Source organism: Candidatus Zixiibacteriota bacterium (assembly GCA_021159005.1).
Classification (GTDB): domain Bacteria; phylum Zixibacteria; class MSB-5A5; order UBA10806; family 4484-95; genus JAGGSN01.
Genome location: JAGGSN010000192.1, coordinates 1 through 13,204, shown reverse-complemented (window position 1 = coordinate 13,204; position 13,204 = coordinate 1). Strand labels below are relative to the sequence as shown.

Here is a 13,204-nt window from a genome sequence, read left to right as displayed (position 1 = left end):
TGAGGCGGCTAAACCCCGCCTCAATTCTTTATAAACTCTATCGGGTGTGTCCCGATAGAGGTAAAGAACCAAATCAGAGGTGAGAAAACATGAACGAACACGAAATCGAAAAACTTAAACTCGATATATCGTGGCACTTTCGCCGCAAGGAATCTATGAGAAAGGTCAGTGACAGACTCGAAGCATTATTGCAGGTGACCAAACAGGCAATCGATATGGTCGATGAGACGGAACACCACCCCTGCCCGCGTGTCGTGGTTGATAACCCTATATTGCGTAGGGTGGACACACTGTACGGAAATCAGGGTGAATGCCCTATATGTGGCGGTGAGGCAAAACTGGAAACACTCATCAAGCGTCGGGATGAATTGCACAATTGCTTAATGGAATTCGCAAAGGCAATACGCAAGGAAGATGAATCGATAATAAATCTGCAAATCGAGCTCGGCAGGCAAAAAAGAATTGAATAATGAGGCGGCTAAACCCCGCCTCAATTCTTTATAAACTCTGTCGGGTGCGTCCCGATAGAGGTAAAGAACCAAATCAGAGGTGAGAAAACATGAAAACAATCAGAGCAAGAGTCGGATGGACTAAAAGAATGGTCACATACATCGACATGGAAGTAGACGACGACTTCGACGGAGAATTCACCGAAGAACAGCGACTGGCTGCAATATCAGAAATAGACTATCAGTCAGAGGAATGGATAGACGAAGAGAGCTATGACCACACGGTTGAAGTTATAGAGGAGTAAGAATCATGGAAATGAATAACTACGAAGTAACATGGAAAGAAGACCACTCCGTAGAGGTCACAGCAGCGAACGAAACGGAAGCGTTCATGAAAGCAGCGGAATATGCACAGGAGCATGATACCCGCGTGGACGAAGACGAATACGAATGCCACCTGATACACGAGGAAACGGAGACAGAGGAACATGCAGTGGCGACGAGGGATGCTTTGAATATGAAGCGAACCATCACGATCGACATCATGGGGACGGCAGTGGTGATAGAGGACTACCTGAATCATCCAATCGAATCCTGCTCACGGATGCACAAAACCGTCCTCGATACGAGTATGTTTGATGAACTCGTAAGGCAATTCGGGTACGTAAAGCCGGACGACACGGTAGAAAAAGATCATAAGGCGGTGAAAACTCATGAACTGGACGGAAAAGTACAGACCGCAGACATTTGATGAAGTCGTCGGACAAGATGAGATCGTGAAGACGATCCGGGGAATGCTGGATCATGATGGTGATATACCGAACATCAGAATGATTGGAGAACCCGGAACCGGGAAGACGACGGTAGCATACCTGATCGGTGAAGCACTCCTTAAAGAATTCTTTTCAATGAACTTCATCGAATTTAATGCATCGAATGACAGAGGCGTTGAAACGATACGTGATGTGATCAAGTCTTCAAAGCACCAACCACTTTTCTCATCGGTCAAAGTGATTTTCCTCGATGAGAGTGATGGTCTGACACCGGCAGCACAAAACATGCTACGTAAACCACTGGAAAACCGGAAGGCGATGCGATACATACTCTCGGCAAATGACGATATGTTCATCAAAGCCATCCGGTCGCGGTGCGTGGTCTTCGAGTTCAAGCCTGTCCCTATAGCGGCGATTCAAGAGCGACTCGAATACATTGCAGACAAAGAGAACCTCAACCTGAACGGTGAGATAGAGGAGATAGCAAGGAAATGCGGCGGCGATATGCGAATGGCGATAAACGAACTCCAGAGGTACGCACACAGCGGATCTAGCGATGTTGCAGCCCTACTGGAATCGGTCAGGAACATGGATACGGAGGCGGTTTGAATGGGCGTAACGAATTGTGGCTACGAAGAGTTTGATGAAGGAAAACACGTCGCAAAGATGATGATCAAACACGGCGGCGGGTTTGTGCAACACATGGGTGAAGCCCTCATACATGCCGATGCGGACAACGCCGAGCGGATCAAAAAAGCGTTTCCAGAGTACTGGGAGAAGTACCTGGAGATGTCGGAGGTCGATTGAATGGTCAAATACTGCAATGATCCCGAATGCGAATTTTACGGGAAGCCACTGGTCGATAGGGGCTGGGGATACCCGGTGTGCCAATGCACGAAATGGTTTCACAGCCACTACCCCGGTGCAGAAGACAAACCGCTCCCAGATCGATGGAAGGATGAGGTGCTACACGAAGATGCTCATGGATAAAAGATGGCAGGTGAAGACATGACTGATCACAACGAGACACTCGATTGGGACGATTCGCTGTCGATGGATATGTTTGATGATGAGCAAGAAGCGCGATTTATCGAACTGGTCACAAATGAGGACATGCTGGACTACTGGGCGGCACGCCTGAACCCGAAGGTCGTCGGGATGGAAAACGAGAAGAGAGCGACAATGCTGTGCCTCGCGTCACACGGCGACAAGTTTGGCGACAGGGGGCGGTTGCATCTTTTACTATATGGCGACCCAGGGACGGCAAAGACCCTAATCACAGATTGGGTGGTCTTTAAGCTGGGTGCGATAGGTGCGTCCATGCGGAGTTCACAGGTCGGACTTACGGCGGATGCATCCGGTAACGAAGTTACGCTGGGTGCGCTGCCGCAGGCAAACGGCGGGGTCATCTGTCTGGATGAACTCGAAAAATTCGATCAGAAGAGCTTGCAGGGCTTACTCGAAGCACTGGAAGAAGGTCGAATCCACATCGATGTGGGAAAGACGCACACGGTCATTGATGCACGAGTCAGATGCATTGCGTGTGCGAATGACACGAAGAAGCTGTCCAGAGAGCTAATGGATCGTTTTGATTTCAAGATCGAAGTGCATAAGCCAGAAATGGAGTTCAAGAAGAAGATCATGCGGTCGAGGATCAAATATTGGTTCAAAGAGAAAGAAGGATACGACGGCATCAGCATGAGGAGCTATCTGGCATGGATCAAGGGATACGAGCCTGAAATTAGCGAACCGGTGCGCGATAAGTGGATGAAGATCATGGAACTCTACCTCGACCTGACTGATTCGGAGGGCAGTATCCGGGAAGAGGAAAGCAACATCAGGATAGCGACGACAATTGCGAAGATGTACCACAGGAATGCACTGCCAGAGGATATGCTGCGAGCCATCAAAGTACGCCACCCGGACCTCAACGGCGGAAAAATGAAGATGCTTGAGCAGATCACCCACGAAAACTAAAAAGGAGGTGAATAATATACCATCAATAAATTTATCGAAGCCATACTACGACGAAATAATCCGCATGGGATTAGAACCACGTGAAGTAGCTAATGAGCTAGTCGCAAAGTTCATTGAAGAGAAGCAGAACACCGAAAAAAGCCAGTGAAGTATCACTGGCAGCATTTTTTTTATCCGATGCTAATTTAGTAACAATTGGTAGTTATCCCATCCCGGGTATCTTGTGGCGTTGACGATCTTTGAACTCCTGTTGTTTCGCGGCTCCCCAATTGGATACTGTTGATAGGTATCCGGTGACACGGGAGAGCTGTTCCACGCAATGCGAACCACACATCGGGCACATCGGGCTGTCACACACCGGACATAACTCTGTGGCTCCGGTCACTCCGAGACACCTCCCCTTCTGCATTGCATACTGGTGGACCGGGCAGTTTGTGGGGTCTACTCCAGCGAAGTCTGTTCCAGTCTCTTCTTTCCACTCAATGCAACGTTCGAGGAAAGTCCGGAACGGCATTGCTACAAGGCGTTTTATGTTTTCTTGTTCTTCTGGTGTCATGATTGTAATTCTCTGCCAATTCGGTAGTTTTTGGTAGTTTGCCCACGCCACCAGCAGACAAACCTGCCGGGGGTGGAGCAGTTAACACATTTTTTTGTGTATAGCGGGGGATGGATTTGAACCATCGATCTTCGAGTTATGAGCCCGACGGGATACCCTGGCTACCCTACCTCGCTGCGAATGAATGTCCCCACGACCCGGTGAAGCAATGTTTAGGAGGTGTTTTCCATGAACGGGGTCGTGGGGAATGTGATCTCCCACCTTATTTATATGTGATACATCACAGTCGGTGAGAACGAACTGTCGAAGGGGGGGTCTTCCGATCACAGGTGTCAAATGACCATCACCTGGCGTATGCTCAAAAAAGTGGTTTGGTGAATGGTCGATGACTGGGATTGATGCTTTCATATTTCTATTCTCGTCAACAGGCTCATAATATGCTCTGCTGTGTATTAAATGTTTTCGGTGCATGGTTAATGGTTCCCGTAGCGCAATGTCATGGCACCGGGGAATGCTCTCTGGAGTATCCCCCTGATCACATTAATGTCAATGCCGCCGCCCAGTTTCAACGTGATCTCGACGCCGGGGTCTATGTGGGCATCTATGACCCCGATACCGAGTTTTTCAATAAGCTCGGACATGATAGCGATAGAACTGGGGTAGATGGACGTTCTTTTTGCATAGAGAACTCTGATGATTTCAGATTCCGACTTATCATCAGATACCGGAAGAAGTTCATCAACATTCGTAGCGAATGTGTTGGGGTACAGCTTCTTTCCCATCGTCGCAATAGCGTTGGGGAACGCTTTGTTGAGCACCTGTCGAATATCATCAACAGTGTGGATACCACCTACATTTAATATAAACGTATCACCGACGCAGTGTACTATCTCCACATCCGCCTCAATTTTGTTTGTGATCTCTGCGATGAGGCGACTAACGCTGGGATGGGGGACTGGAGTATTGGCGTAGATGACTCGAATAAATCTGGCTTGCATGATCAATTCGCTCCATCGCATGGCGTCAGCGGCACTATTTGAAGGTGAGACGGGATGGAATCCCCATGAAACGAAGCACGGTACCGCTGTTTACGCGCGATGGAGCGAGAAAACATGTTCACTTTCTCCAGTAGAATGCCGCCAAACCGACGATGCCTGCTATGACCAGCAAAACGGTCGGCAGTTCGGGTATAGGGTCATTCACTGAACTCCTGTGGTAGCGATGTCCACCGCCACCGCCGCCACCGAGACACCCATGTGCATATAACCATGAGGCATTGTGTCTGGGATCACATACATCCCAAGTCGAGGGGTCGTCATCGGTATCGTTGGTCTCGACAGGTGGTTCAGGTGTCGGTGTGTAATGCTTGCCAGATGTGGGCAGGGTCGGAGTCGGAGTCGGTGTAGGTGCGACATCGTCGCCCATTGGTGTTAATCCGGTGTTGTTGGTATCCGGGATACCCGGATCGATGCAGCCGGATAGCGATAGTGGTATTGCGATCAACATCACGTAGAGTATGTGGGTTGTTCTGATCATATTGTTGTATCCTCATTTCTGTCGTTCTGTCTCACCGACAAACACGCGTCGCAGATATGCGTCAACGCGCGGTTCCCGGATCATTAACAATTCCACTCGGAGATCGTCGATGCACGCTTCAGGTGTATCATATTCATTCGAGCGATACTTATGATTTGCATATCCTCCGAGATTTATTGTACCACCGATTATCATATTCGATCTCTCTGGTGTCGTTGGCGTTCTGTGCGTCGCGGACGCATTACGACGGTTTGAATCGATCCGCGACGGTCGTTTGGCTTCTTGCAGGCAGTCGCTTCTTTCATTGACGCCCGCCCCCAAATACTTTCTGTATGTATTCAGCAATAGCGGGGACACGGAAATGACGTTCTGCATCCTTGATCTCGTTTATACATTCTACCACATCGGGATATTCGCTGCTCTCGATAGAGACGTTCTCGTAATTACCGATGTTGATTGTTACTGATACTTTCATGTTTTACCTATATTCTTGTTACGCTGACACTCTGTCGTTCGCCAGTGTTTTCCTTGTTAAGGTGCATTTCGATCACCATCTTCACCACATGCATCGCGCATTGCTGCGGAAGACGCAGTTTCAGACGGTTCGGATATACGGACAACACGAGAACGTCATCACCGACAAATTCAGCAACAGCGTCCACGATGTCGTTCGCAACAAACCCGTCAGGGAGATCGCTTACGCAAACATCGAAACTTTGGATATTCCCATACATCGATCATTACCTCACTGGTCGTGGTACCTGATAGTCAACTTCTCCGCCATCATACTTATTTGCCCACGACATGTTCATCAGCCATCCAACGGGACGTCAGCATCCACGATCTGCACTTCCTTGTTTGATAGTGACCGCAGACCCAGTAGTTCCGACCACATCCTGGACCTCAACTTTCCGATGCATGTACGCAGAGCAAACTCCCGTACATCTGCCATGAGTGACATCAGCGGTATGATTTTATGCATCGGTGCGTCGGGTTTTGGTGTCAACGTGCCGTCCATATTGTACGTGATCTCGTCAGGTGAAAACGCCTCTTCAATCGTTTTCTTGTCCTTAAACGATAACCCATGCTGTTTATGCTCGGATTGGTACCGCAGATACTCACCATTCTTGATGTTTTTGATGATTGCACGGGTCATCGCCGAATTCCAGTCCCAGTCGATCTCATCTGTGATCATTCGGAGCGGGTTGTCCTTCGGTCCGAGCCACGCCGTCCCCTTGATCCGGAGTCGTTCTATCTGACCGATTGAGTCTCTGACGAATTCGATCTCCTCGTAATTGTCAGAGATCATCACGGGGTTAGGGAGCCGGCTGGCGTATGCTGCAAGCTTTGTGACACCCTCTTTCGCAAGCGTGAATTTGTAGCCGTCTTTGGATATATAGTAGTCGATGTCGTTGATGAATCCAAGTTCTCGCATGGTTATACCAAGCGTCGGAATCACCATATCCAGTCCTGTGGGCGTTATGCTGGCTGCATGACGCAACCCTGGCACAGGAGACTGTTCGGGAGTTTTCGCGACTTTGGTGCCCGGTTCCTGACCATACAAATCTTTGTCGACGTTCTCGGGCAACTTGCTGATTGCGTCCTTAAGCTCCTGAATTAGCGGGATGTATTCATGTGCCATGGCAGGTTCAGACCAAAACTGTCCTGTGTCGGTCTTCCGGAAGTCCGCAAAGAGCGTCACTTCAATGCGTTCTATCTTGCTGCCTTCTTTGACGTCCACTGTGAGCTTTCTCCTGAACAGATCGTGTTTACCAGGATGTTCATATAGCTCGAACGCGGACATTATTCTTCTTATCTCGTTAGATGCCGTCATCGGTTCTCACCATCATCACCATCATCGTTGATGGTATATAAAGGTTTCTACTGCGTTAGCTTCGCGTTTGTTTTTAGCATGGGACAGTATCGGGGGCGCAGGGGACAACGCAAGCCTCGCTCTTCGGGGAGGGGAGGAGGTCTTTGAATTGGCACTTCCTGTCAAATATGACATGGACGATGGGATGCACGACGCGATATATTTCGTTCAAATTTTATTTTATCACCTCCGATTATACCGCGGCGATCTAATCGATTCTTCCGAATCCACGTTCCAGCACGTACTCGACTTATTTCCTGCCAATTTGCAGCTCGGTATATCGTACCGTTATGTCCTTGAGCGGTATCTGAATATGCAATCAATCTCGATTCTACCCTGTTCTTTTTTATCCATTTTTCTGCTAAACCCAATGCTCTTGATTCCGAATTTTTAGGACTGTCGTATAAAAACATTCGTGTTAATTCGAGTGTACCGTTTTGGTCTTCCAATCTTGCGATAGGTCGTCCGAAAATCATAACACCCATCAATTCTGCATCGGCAAACACCCCAAGACAAAATTTACAGCCACATGGAGCATATCCAAGATAGTGGTTTTGTTCTATTATTCTACGTGCAACTGTAAATGATATTTGCTGCACGTGGGTCGGTAATGTATCAAATATCGGAACGTCAAACAATTTCATCATGTTATCGTACTCCAATATGATCTCTGATAACCCGCAACGGAATCGAACCGAGACCAGCGCATTGCACTGGCATCCAATCGGGCTTTGCAGTTAACCTTTGATGCCTCACTCTTCAAAGCGGGGAGGAAGTCACCTGTTGGTAATCGCCGATCTGGAGCCATTCATTTACAATGCACAGCCCCTTTTTTAGGGTGTACTCGATCACAAATTCGTTCTTTTCTTGAAAAAACATCATTCTGAGGGATACTACATGATGCTCTATCCCATCTATCTTGACATCATCCCCGTTCAAGAGAGAGGGAGGTATCGGAGATCTGCAGTTGGCTATGGTTTGGGTCAGTCTGTTCTCACCATCCCATTCCCATGTCACGTCTGTATACATATACCGGTAATAACAGGTTCTGACCTCAATTACCGGTGCAGAAGTGATTTTCATGCCACCTCACCATCCTGATCAATTCTGCACGCCGGAAAATATTCCTGTGACAGCGGACTGCCGGAGTTTGGCGCGCTGCTTTTTGATCTCTTCCCGTACCACGCCTGTCATATAGCTCGCCACAACAGTTGCACGGATGAGCTCGAGGATTACGAGCTGTTCGGCAATCGTGTATCTCTGATCGGACATCCACGAAGCAAGTATGCCAGCGGTTTTCGCGAGATCATCAACATCCTCTCTCATGATGCTTTCGAGCTTTTCTTCAAATTCTTCTTCCTTTGTTTGATCCATGTATTTTCACCTCTAATATGTTTTACACGTCTTTGAATGCTCTCGTAAGCGCACCGATTGCATCTTCTATCTTTCCGATCCGGTCTTTGAGGTCTCGAATGTCCTCGGTATGGTCATTGCGCTGGTACATGTAATCATTGACAGCGCAGTTAATCCAGTTTTCGATGTCTTTTCCATCGATCAGAGTGGTCAGATATTTGCGGTGTAGGTACGGCACGTCACTAGCATCGTACAGCACCTCAAGAATATCGTCGATGCGTTTGTCAAGCGGTTTTGCTGTCATCTGAATCGTATTGAATTTCATTAATTAATCCTTCTGCTATCGCTCTAGCTACTGGCGGGCACACTGCATTACCTATTTGTTTTCGTTGACTTGTTACAGTTCCGAAAAATTCGTAATCAATTGGGAATCCCATCAGTTCTTTTACCTCATCCATCATTAAAAACTCATTTGTTTCGAGATTACGAATCGGTTTAGTTCTGACAGTCCCAGATCGACATTTATGAGCCCATCCTGCTTTTCCTTTATTACTTGCAAGATGTCCATCATATCCATAAGGCGGCGTCCATTTTCCTTCAAGATGACCCATTATAAAAAATGGAAAACTTGTTATAAATGCGCGCTTTCGCCTCTGTGCCAATCCAAAATCCCAAGAATTTAAGATTGATGCATGTGGATAAAATCTCTTGACGGGTTCCACGTTCTCCCATACCCAATACTTTGGTCTATTGAGTTCAACGATTCTTTCAAACTCATGAATCAATTTCAAGCCATCACATGGATTCTTTTTAGTATTGAGGCTGCTAAAATTCTGGCATGGTGGACTACCAATTATAATATCACAATCCGGTAAATATGTGACATCTTTAATATCAGATTCCAGTACATCACACTTTTGATTGTGGGCGTATGTTTCGATAGCATCACCCCAATTATCGACTCCAAGAATTATCTCGAAGCCAGCTTGTCGGAACCCTTCGCTGAAACCGCCTGCGCCACAGAACAAGTCAATAACCTTCATCGTGTTATTTCCTCCGTGCAGGCGACACAGCCGATTTTATCCCAATCCGGATCCCAGTCAGCGAGCCAGTACACTTCGCAGCAGACATCACAGACCGCTAGTTTACCGAAAATGATTGGCATGTTATGCACTCCACTTTTTCAGTTCGAGTTCCACGCGCAGCCCTCCCAGATGCAACGTATCGACAACAGGGACTCGGGCGGGATCTCGTAGTGCCGGACGCCGTAACTACCAGCTATCGGATACTCCGCGATGCTATCACGTTCTACGCAGCCCATGATCCGATAGGTAAGGTCGGAGAGGTTTACGAAGATGGAAACGACCCAATCAAACTTGAACGGACGCTGTGCAGCATTAAGCATGAACTTAAAACCCATTGGCAGTTCATCAAGCGGTTTGAAGACGTTTGCTGTCTTCACTTCGACCTGAACATCTTTGTCGTCCACAACGAGCATGAAGTCGTCGTTCGCGGACAGTTTGGTGTAGCTCTCCCTGATCGGGGTACTTGTGATATGAATGCCAGAATTTTTAACCTCGTTCCAGAATAAATATTCCCCGATTTTTCCGACACAATGTGGCTCAAAGCCCCCTCCGAACAGGGGCGTGAATTTCTGTGCATGACTGTCGTGGATCAGGATCGCTGCATGTCTCGCTGCGTCACCGATAAGGTCAGCGGGTATCTTATGTACTTCGCCATGACTTACCGTCCCTATCTGGTCCACCTCAACCGCCTCGCTCCAGCACTTCGACAGACAACCTGATTGTTGATCCATCCTCGAACGGGACGTAATAGACACCGTCCGAGACATGCGTGATTACATCCGTGTATGGTCCATCAAATGAGGCTTCGTTTTCGAGCGATTCGATGGCTTCTTTGAGATGCTCGATAAATGTTTCTACGTTCATGATTACATATCCGGCTCGCCGCTCGCTTTCTCGATTCTCGGTGCCAGTAGGTACGTAACATCGACGTTTTCGAGGACGAAACTCATAATAATCGGCAGATCGCGCCCAATGCGAATATTCACAGTGTCGCTTATAATCTTCGCCATCGGCTCAAGCATATCGAGCGAGTATAGCGTGGCTATATCAGACTTGTAGATGATCGTAATAGGATGATCTATCGTGCCTTGTCGGAAATTGTTCATATCGCTTTCGGAACTGACGAAGAACTCCTCTTCTGCGTTGTGACCGATCGTGATATGATCCGAAACGAGTCCCGCTCGCTTTGTCATCTGCCGAAACCTGTTTGCATCAATCTCAACTTCGAGCGGAAGGTCAAGATCCGGGATATCCGGAACTTTTCGTACCGATGATAGCGCGATCGTTTTTATTCCGTACCTGGCGCCCTCACCTTCAACAACAAGACGCTTGTTATATTCATCGAAGGATGCCTTCAGGACGGTGTCCGCATCAAACGTGACCGTCTTTTCCATAACTTCTCTTATATCGATTCCGATGTCGCCCTCTTCGCCGTCGAAACTGATAAACGTTGCAGGAGCCATGTCAACGACGACCATCGCTGCGTTAGACGGATCGATCATGCGAATTTTGATGCCGCGATCACTGACCTGCAACACGCATTCATTTCCGACCGCCCACAGTGCCTTCAACACGGCGTTGAGCTGGCGCGCCGGGAGAGAGAAATCGAGCTTCATGGTTCACACCCCGGCAGTATGGATTGATTCGGATCAGGTTCCGTTGGTCTCTTCTTCGGCTCAGGTACCTTCGTGTGTTTGATCAGATGTTCAAGTGCATCAGATGCATTCTTAAATTCGTATACATCCTGATACGCTTTCAGTTTCTCTCGCGCATCATTGCTAATATGCGCACTGAAACTCACGGTCATGACAATATCTCCTGTGCGTTGATTCTTGGTTTCGTGATCATAACAAATCACCGTCATCATCATCATCACCGAGAGTATATAAATGTTTCGCCGACACAAAAAATGAAGTAATTATTCATCTCGTGCCAACATCTCTTCCACCGTCAACAAATCGATTTCGATGTAAACATTTCTACCACACACGTTTTTATAAAAAGCATATTCAGTCACACAAAAGTCTTTATGTGTGGACTGCCAGATACAGAGTCATGCAGCCGAGATTAGAGATCGCCGAACACATTCTCAATTCTATGGAAGAGACGATGTGCAGGCGGATCGACAAGCACTGCCACCCGATCTCAAAGCTACGCGATGTACTCATCACACCGGATATGAATTATGATGAATCACAGGACCGCATGCTGGATATGTTCGAGGCTGAAGCATATCTCGCCGAGCACGGATGCACGATCTGCCGGACGGGACCAGGGAAGTTCCAGTTAACCGATTGCGAAACCGGGCATACAGCTGCTGGCTGCAACATTGATTTTCTCGAATGCGTCAACGCGGGAGGCAAGCGCGTCGGGACATTCCACACTCATCCGATTGGTCTGCCGCTCCCGAGTCACCCGGACATCAAGTGCAGCTTCAATTGGAAGACCAGCTACGATTTCGTTGGCGGACTGGTCGGCGGGCGAAGAGTGATTGTCTGCTACATACCGAGACCCACAAGTGAGATGAAATACGACCATCTCGAAGCGATGTGTGTATTCCGGGATCGGGTGCCGATACCGAATTTCCCGGATGCAGAGCCGATGGGGGTCATCCGATTCTGGCGCGAGAATCCCGGACCAATGGCATCGGAGCTTCTGGAAGATTTCGACAGCGTTTTTCCACCGGACTATTACGATGAAGAAACGCGCACGGAGTTCAGGGAAGACCTCAAATTGGGGATCATACCAGATGATTTTTGGGATGGGTACGAAATCGAATCCGAAGAAGACGAGCTGATGATATTCAGCGATGAAGACCAACGCATAGGTTTTGATGAACAGCTACGTGAACTCAGTACAGTTTTCGATGTTTTAGTACGGTGGTGCTAGGTATGCAACCCAAAGACCTGTTACTTCATGTTCTGGCAGACCTAAAAGAGCCGATGTGTGAGGCAGTTGATCAGCATTGCGGGCGATACACCCGTGACATTGAGAGCCATGCCATTTCGATCGTTATGTCGAGCCAAGAAGAGATGCGGATGAAATTGATCCAACTCGAAGAAGGCGATAAGTGGTTCGCCGAGTACGGTTGCACGATATGCGATCTCGGACCACGAGGGCACAAACTGACGGATTGCGCCAAGGGAACAACCGGTTCCGGTGTCCAGATCAAAGAAGAAAACTGCCTCAAAGAAGAACAGGGGAGAAACATCGGGACGTTCCACACACATCCGTATGGGAGCGCAGCGCCGTCTGTTGGAGATATAATGAATGTCTTTATCGATAACAGAGCTGTTAATTTTATTGGCGGGATCGTTGGCGGGCGAAAAGTGATCTTGGGATACGCACCACGTCCTGACAGCATAATGAGATGGGAGATGAGACAACGGGTCGCACCGTATGAATCAGCACGTAGAGCGGTTACTGAATATGCGGTGCAATTTGTCTTCAGGTTGCCAGAGGCGACTTCACCGGATGAACACACGATAATGCAATATAAGGTGTTCAGCAAAGAGAAAGAGATGACCAATTTCATGGACGAAATTGATTACCTCAAATTGATTTTCGATGTAATTGTCCACTGGTGCTGAAGATGCCGGTTT

21 protein-coding genes and 1 tRNA gene are annotated in these 13,204 nt (G+C 48.0%); 8 read left to right on the top strand and 14 right to left on the bottom strand.

The window, feature by feature from the left end:
- The first annotated feature begins 89 nt into the window (after nt 1–89).
- From J7K40_12205 to J7K40_12180, 6 genes are all read left to right on the top strand, one after another.
- The gene (locus J7K40_12205) at nt 90–470 is read left to right on the top strand and encodes a hypothetical protein (GenBank protein MCD6163159.1); all 381 of its coding nucleotides are present in this window, start codon (nt 90–92) and stop codon (nt 468–470) included.
- An 89-nt stretch (nt 471–559) separates the two neighbouring features.
- Nucleotides 560–754, top strand: a complete 195-nt coding sequence (locus J7K40_12200; GenBank protein ID MCD6163158.1) for a hypothetical protein — start codon at nt 560–562, stop codon at nt 752–754.
- Between the two features lie 5 nt (nt 755–759).
- On the top strand, nt 760–1,200 hold the full coding sequence (locus J7K40_12195) for a hypothetical protein (GenBank protein ID MCD6163157.1): 441 nt from the start codon (nt 760–762) through the stop codon (nt 1,198–1,200).
- The gene (locus J7K40_12190) at nt 1,163–1,831 is read left to right on the top strand and encodes an AAA family ATPase (GenBank protein MCD6163156.1); all 669 of its coding nucleotides are present in this window, start codon (nt 1,163–1,165) and stop codon (nt 1,829–1,831) included. Before J7K40_12195 ends, J7K40_12190 begins: the two co-directional genes overlap by 38 nt.
- Nucleotides 1,832–2,029, top strand: a complete 198-nt coding sequence (locus J7K40_12185) for a hypothetical protein (protein ID MCD6163155.1) — start codon at nt 1,832–1,834, stop codon at nt 2,027–2,029.
- A gap of 186 nt (nt 2,030–2,215) precedes the next feature.
- A complete protein-coding gene (locus J7K40_12180) occupies nt 2,216–3,199 on the top strand; it encodes an ATP-binding protein (GenBank protein ID MCD6163154.1) in 984 nt (327 codons plus the stop codon).
- A 202-nt stretch (nt 3,200–3,401) separates the two neighbouring features.
- Here the strand turns inward: J7K40_12180 and J7K40_12175 are convergent, their stop codons facing one another.
- The 14 genes from J7K40_12175 to J7K40_12110 all read right to left on the bottom strand — a co-directional run bounded on the left by J7K40_12175 (nt 3,402) and on the right by J7K40_12110 (nt 11,218).
- Nucleotides 3,402–3,755 carry a hypothetical protein gene (locus tag J7K40_12175; protein MCD6163153.1) on the bottom strand — a complete coding sequence of 118 codons (354 nt, stop codon included), beginning with the start codon at nt 3,753–3,755 and terminating at the stop codon, nt 3,402–3,404.
- A 101-nt stretch (nt 3,756–3,856) separates the two neighbouring features.
- Nucleotides 3,857–3,931: transfer RNA gene (locus J7K40_12170), tRNA-Met, on the bottom strand.
- Nucleotides 3,932–4,228: 297 nt separating this feature from the next.
- Complete coding sequence (locus tag J7K40_12165) at nt 4,229–4,753, bottom strand: hypothetical protein (GenBank protein ID MCD6163152.1); 525 nt, start codon at nt 4,751–4,753, stop codon at nt 4,229–4,231.
- A gap of 839 nt (nt 4,754–5,592) precedes the next feature.
- A complete protein-coding gene (locus tag J7K40_12160; protein MCD6163151.1) occupies nt 5,593–5,766 on the bottom strand; it encodes a hypothetical protein in 174 nt (57 codons plus the stop codon).
- Nucleotides 5,767–5,773: 7 nt separating this feature from the next.
- On the bottom strand, nt 5,774–6,025 hold the full coding sequence (locus tag J7K40_12155) for a hypothetical protein (protein MCD6163150.1): 252 nt from the start codon (nt 6,023–6,025) through the stop codon (nt 5,774–5,776).
- Between the two features lie 77 nt (nt 6,026–6,102).
- Nucleotides 6,103–7,125, bottom strand: coding sequence for a hypothetical protein (locus J7K40_12150; GenBank protein MCD6163149.1), 1,023 nt, complete (start codon nt 7,123–7,125; stop codon nt 6,103–6,105).
- 161 nt (nt 7,126–7,286) lie between these two features.
- The gene (locus tag J7K40_12145; GenBank protein MCD6163148.1) at nt 7,287–7,811 is read right to left on the bottom strand and encodes a hypothetical protein; all 525 of its coding nucleotides are present in this window, start codon (nt 7,809–7,811) and stop codon (nt 7,287–7,289) included.
- Between the two features lie 112 nt (nt 7,812–7,923).
- The gene (locus tag J7K40_12140) at nt 7,924–8,247 is read right to left on the bottom strand and encodes a hypothetical protein (GenBank protein MCD6163147.1); all 324 of its coding nucleotides are present in this window, start codon (nt 8,245–8,247) and stop codon (nt 7,924–7,926) included.
- An 18-nt stretch (nt 8,248–8,265) separates the two neighbouring features.
- On the bottom strand, nt 8,266–8,538 hold the full coding sequence (locus tag J7K40_12135; protein MCD6163146.1) for a hypothetical protein: 273 nt from the start codon (nt 8,536–8,538) through the stop codon (nt 8,266–8,268).
- 22 nt (nt 8,539–8,560) lie between these two features.
- Nucleotides 8,561–8,842: a hypothetical protein gene (locus J7K40_12130; GenBank protein MCD6163145.1), complete on the bottom strand. Its 282-nt coding sequence runs from the start codon at nt 8,840–8,842 to the stop codon at nt 8,561–8,563.
- A complete protein-coding gene (locus J7K40_12125; protein MCD6163144.1) occupies nt 8,802–9,560 on the bottom strand; it encodes a DNA cytosine methyltransferase in 759 nt (252 codons plus the stop codon). The genes J7K40_12130 and J7K40_12125 overlap by 41 nt, the downstream gene beginning before the upstream one ends.
- Nucleotides 9,561–9,700: 140 nt before the next feature.
- Nucleotides 9,701–10,282: a hypothetical protein gene (locus J7K40_12120; protein ID MCD6163143.1), complete on the bottom strand. Its 582-nt coding sequence runs from the start codon at nt 10,280–10,282 to the stop codon at nt 9,701–9,703.
- A gap of 1 nt (nt 10,283) precedes the next feature.
- Nucleotides 10,284–10,466 carry a hypothetical protein gene (locus tag J7K40_12115; protein MCD6163142.1) on the bottom strand — a complete coding sequence of 61 codons (183 nt, stop codon included), beginning with the start codon at nt 10,464–10,466 and terminating at the stop codon, nt 10,284–10,286.
- A gap of 2 nt (nt 10,467–10,468) precedes the next feature.
- Nucleotides 10,469–11,218 carry a hypothetical protein gene (locus J7K40_12110; GenBank protein MCD6163141.1) on the bottom strand — a complete coding sequence of 250 codons (750 nt, stop codon included), beginning with the start codon at nt 11,216–11,218 and terminating at the stop codon, nt 10,469–10,471.
- Nucleotides 11,219–11,699: 481 nt separating this feature from the next.
- On the opposite strand from J7K40_12110, the gene J7K40_12105 reads away from it, so the two are divergent.
- The gene (locus J7K40_12105; GenBank protein MCD6163140.1) at nt 11,700–12,491 is read left to right on the top strand and encodes a hypothetical protein; all 792 of its coding nucleotides are present in this window, start codon (nt 11,700–11,702) and stop codon (nt 12,489–12,491) included.
- A gap of 2 nt (nt 12,492–12,493) precedes the next feature.
- Entirely contained in the window at nt 12,494–13,192 is a 699-nt protein-coding gene (locus tag J7K40_12100) for a hypothetical protein (GenBank protein MCD6163139.1), read from the top strand.
- The last annotated feature ends 12 nt before the right edge of the window (nt 13,193–13,204 follow it).

Bases quoted from the DNA above. Each gene is read 5' to 3' on its own strand.
- J7K40_12205 (MCD6163159.1), top strand. From the start codon at position 90: ATGAACGAACACGAAATCGAAAAACTTAAACTCGATATATCGTGGCAC.
- J7K40_12200 (MCD6163158.1), top strand. From the start codon at position 560: ATGAAAACAATCAGAGCAAGAGTCGGATGGACTAAAAGAATGGTCACA.
- J7K40_12195 (MCD6163157.1), top strand. From the start codon at position 760: ATGGAAATGAATAACTACGAAGTAACATGGAAAGAAGACCACTCCGTA.
- J7K40_12190 (MCD6163156.1), top strand. From the start codon at position 1,163: ATGAACTGGACGGAAAAGTACAGACCGCAGACATTTGATGAAGTCGTC.
- J7K40_12185 (MCD6163155.1), top strand. From the start codon at position 1,832: ATGGGCGTAACGAATTGTGGCTACGAAGAGTTTGATGAAGGAAAACAC.
- J7K40_12180 (MCD6163154.1), top strand. From the start codon at position 2,216: ATGGCAGGTGAAGACATGACTGATCACAACGAGACACTCGATTGGGAC.
- J7K40_12175 (MCD6163153.1), bottom strand. From the start codon at position 3,755: ATGACACCAGAAGAACAAGAAAACATAAAACGCCTTGTAGCAATGCCG.
- J7K40_12165 (MCD6163152.1), bottom strand. From the start codon at position 4,753: ATGCAAGCCAGATTTATTCGAGTCATCTACGCCAATACTCCAGTCCCC.
- J7K40_12160 (MCD6163151.1), bottom strand. From the start codon at position 5,766: ATGAAAGTATCAGTAACAATCAACATCGGTAATTACGAGAACGTCTCT.
- J7K40_12155 (MCD6163150.1), bottom strand. From the start codon at position 6,025: ATGTATGGGAATATCCAAAGTTTCGATGTTTGCGTAAGCGATCTCCCT.
- J7K40_12150 (MCD6163149.1), bottom strand. From the start codon at position 7,125: ATGACGGCATCTAACGAGATAAGAAGAATAATGTCCGCGTTCGAGCTA.
- J7K40_12145 (MCD6163148.1), bottom strand. From the start codon at position 7,811: ATGATGAAATTGTTTGACGTTCCGATATTTGATACATTACCGACCCAC.
- J7K40_12140 (MCD6163147.1), bottom strand. From the start codon at position 8,247: ATGAAAATCACTTCTGCACCGGTAATTGAGGTCAGAACCTGTTATTAC.
- J7K40_12135 (MCD6163146.1), bottom strand. From the start codon at position 8,538: ATGGATCAAACAAAGGAAGAAGAATTTGAAGAAAAGCTCGAAAGCATC.
- J7K40_12130 (MCD6163145.1), bottom strand. From the start codon at position 8,842: ATGAAATTCAATACGATTCAGATGACAGCAAAACCGCTTGACAAACGC.
- J7K40_12125 (MCD6163144.1), bottom strand. From the start codon at position 9,560: ATGAAGGTTATTGACTTGTTCTGTGGCGCAGGCGGTTTCAGCGAAGGG.
- J7K40_12115 (MCD6163142.1), bottom strand. From the start codon at position 10,466: ATGAACGTAGAAACATTTATCGAGCATCTCAAAGAAGCCATCGAATCG.
- J7K40_12110 (MCD6163141.1), bottom strand. From the start codon at position 11,218: ATGAAGCTCGATTTCTCTCTCCCGGCGCGCCAGCTCAACGCCGTGTTG.
- J7K40_12105 (MCD6163140.1), top strand. From the start codon at position 11,700: ATGGAAGAGACGATGTGCAGGCGGATCGACAAGCACTGCCACCCGATC.
- J7K40_12100 (MCD6163139.1), top strand. From the start codon at position 12,494: ATGCAACCCAAAGACCTGTTACTTCATGTTCTGGCAGACCTAAAAGAG.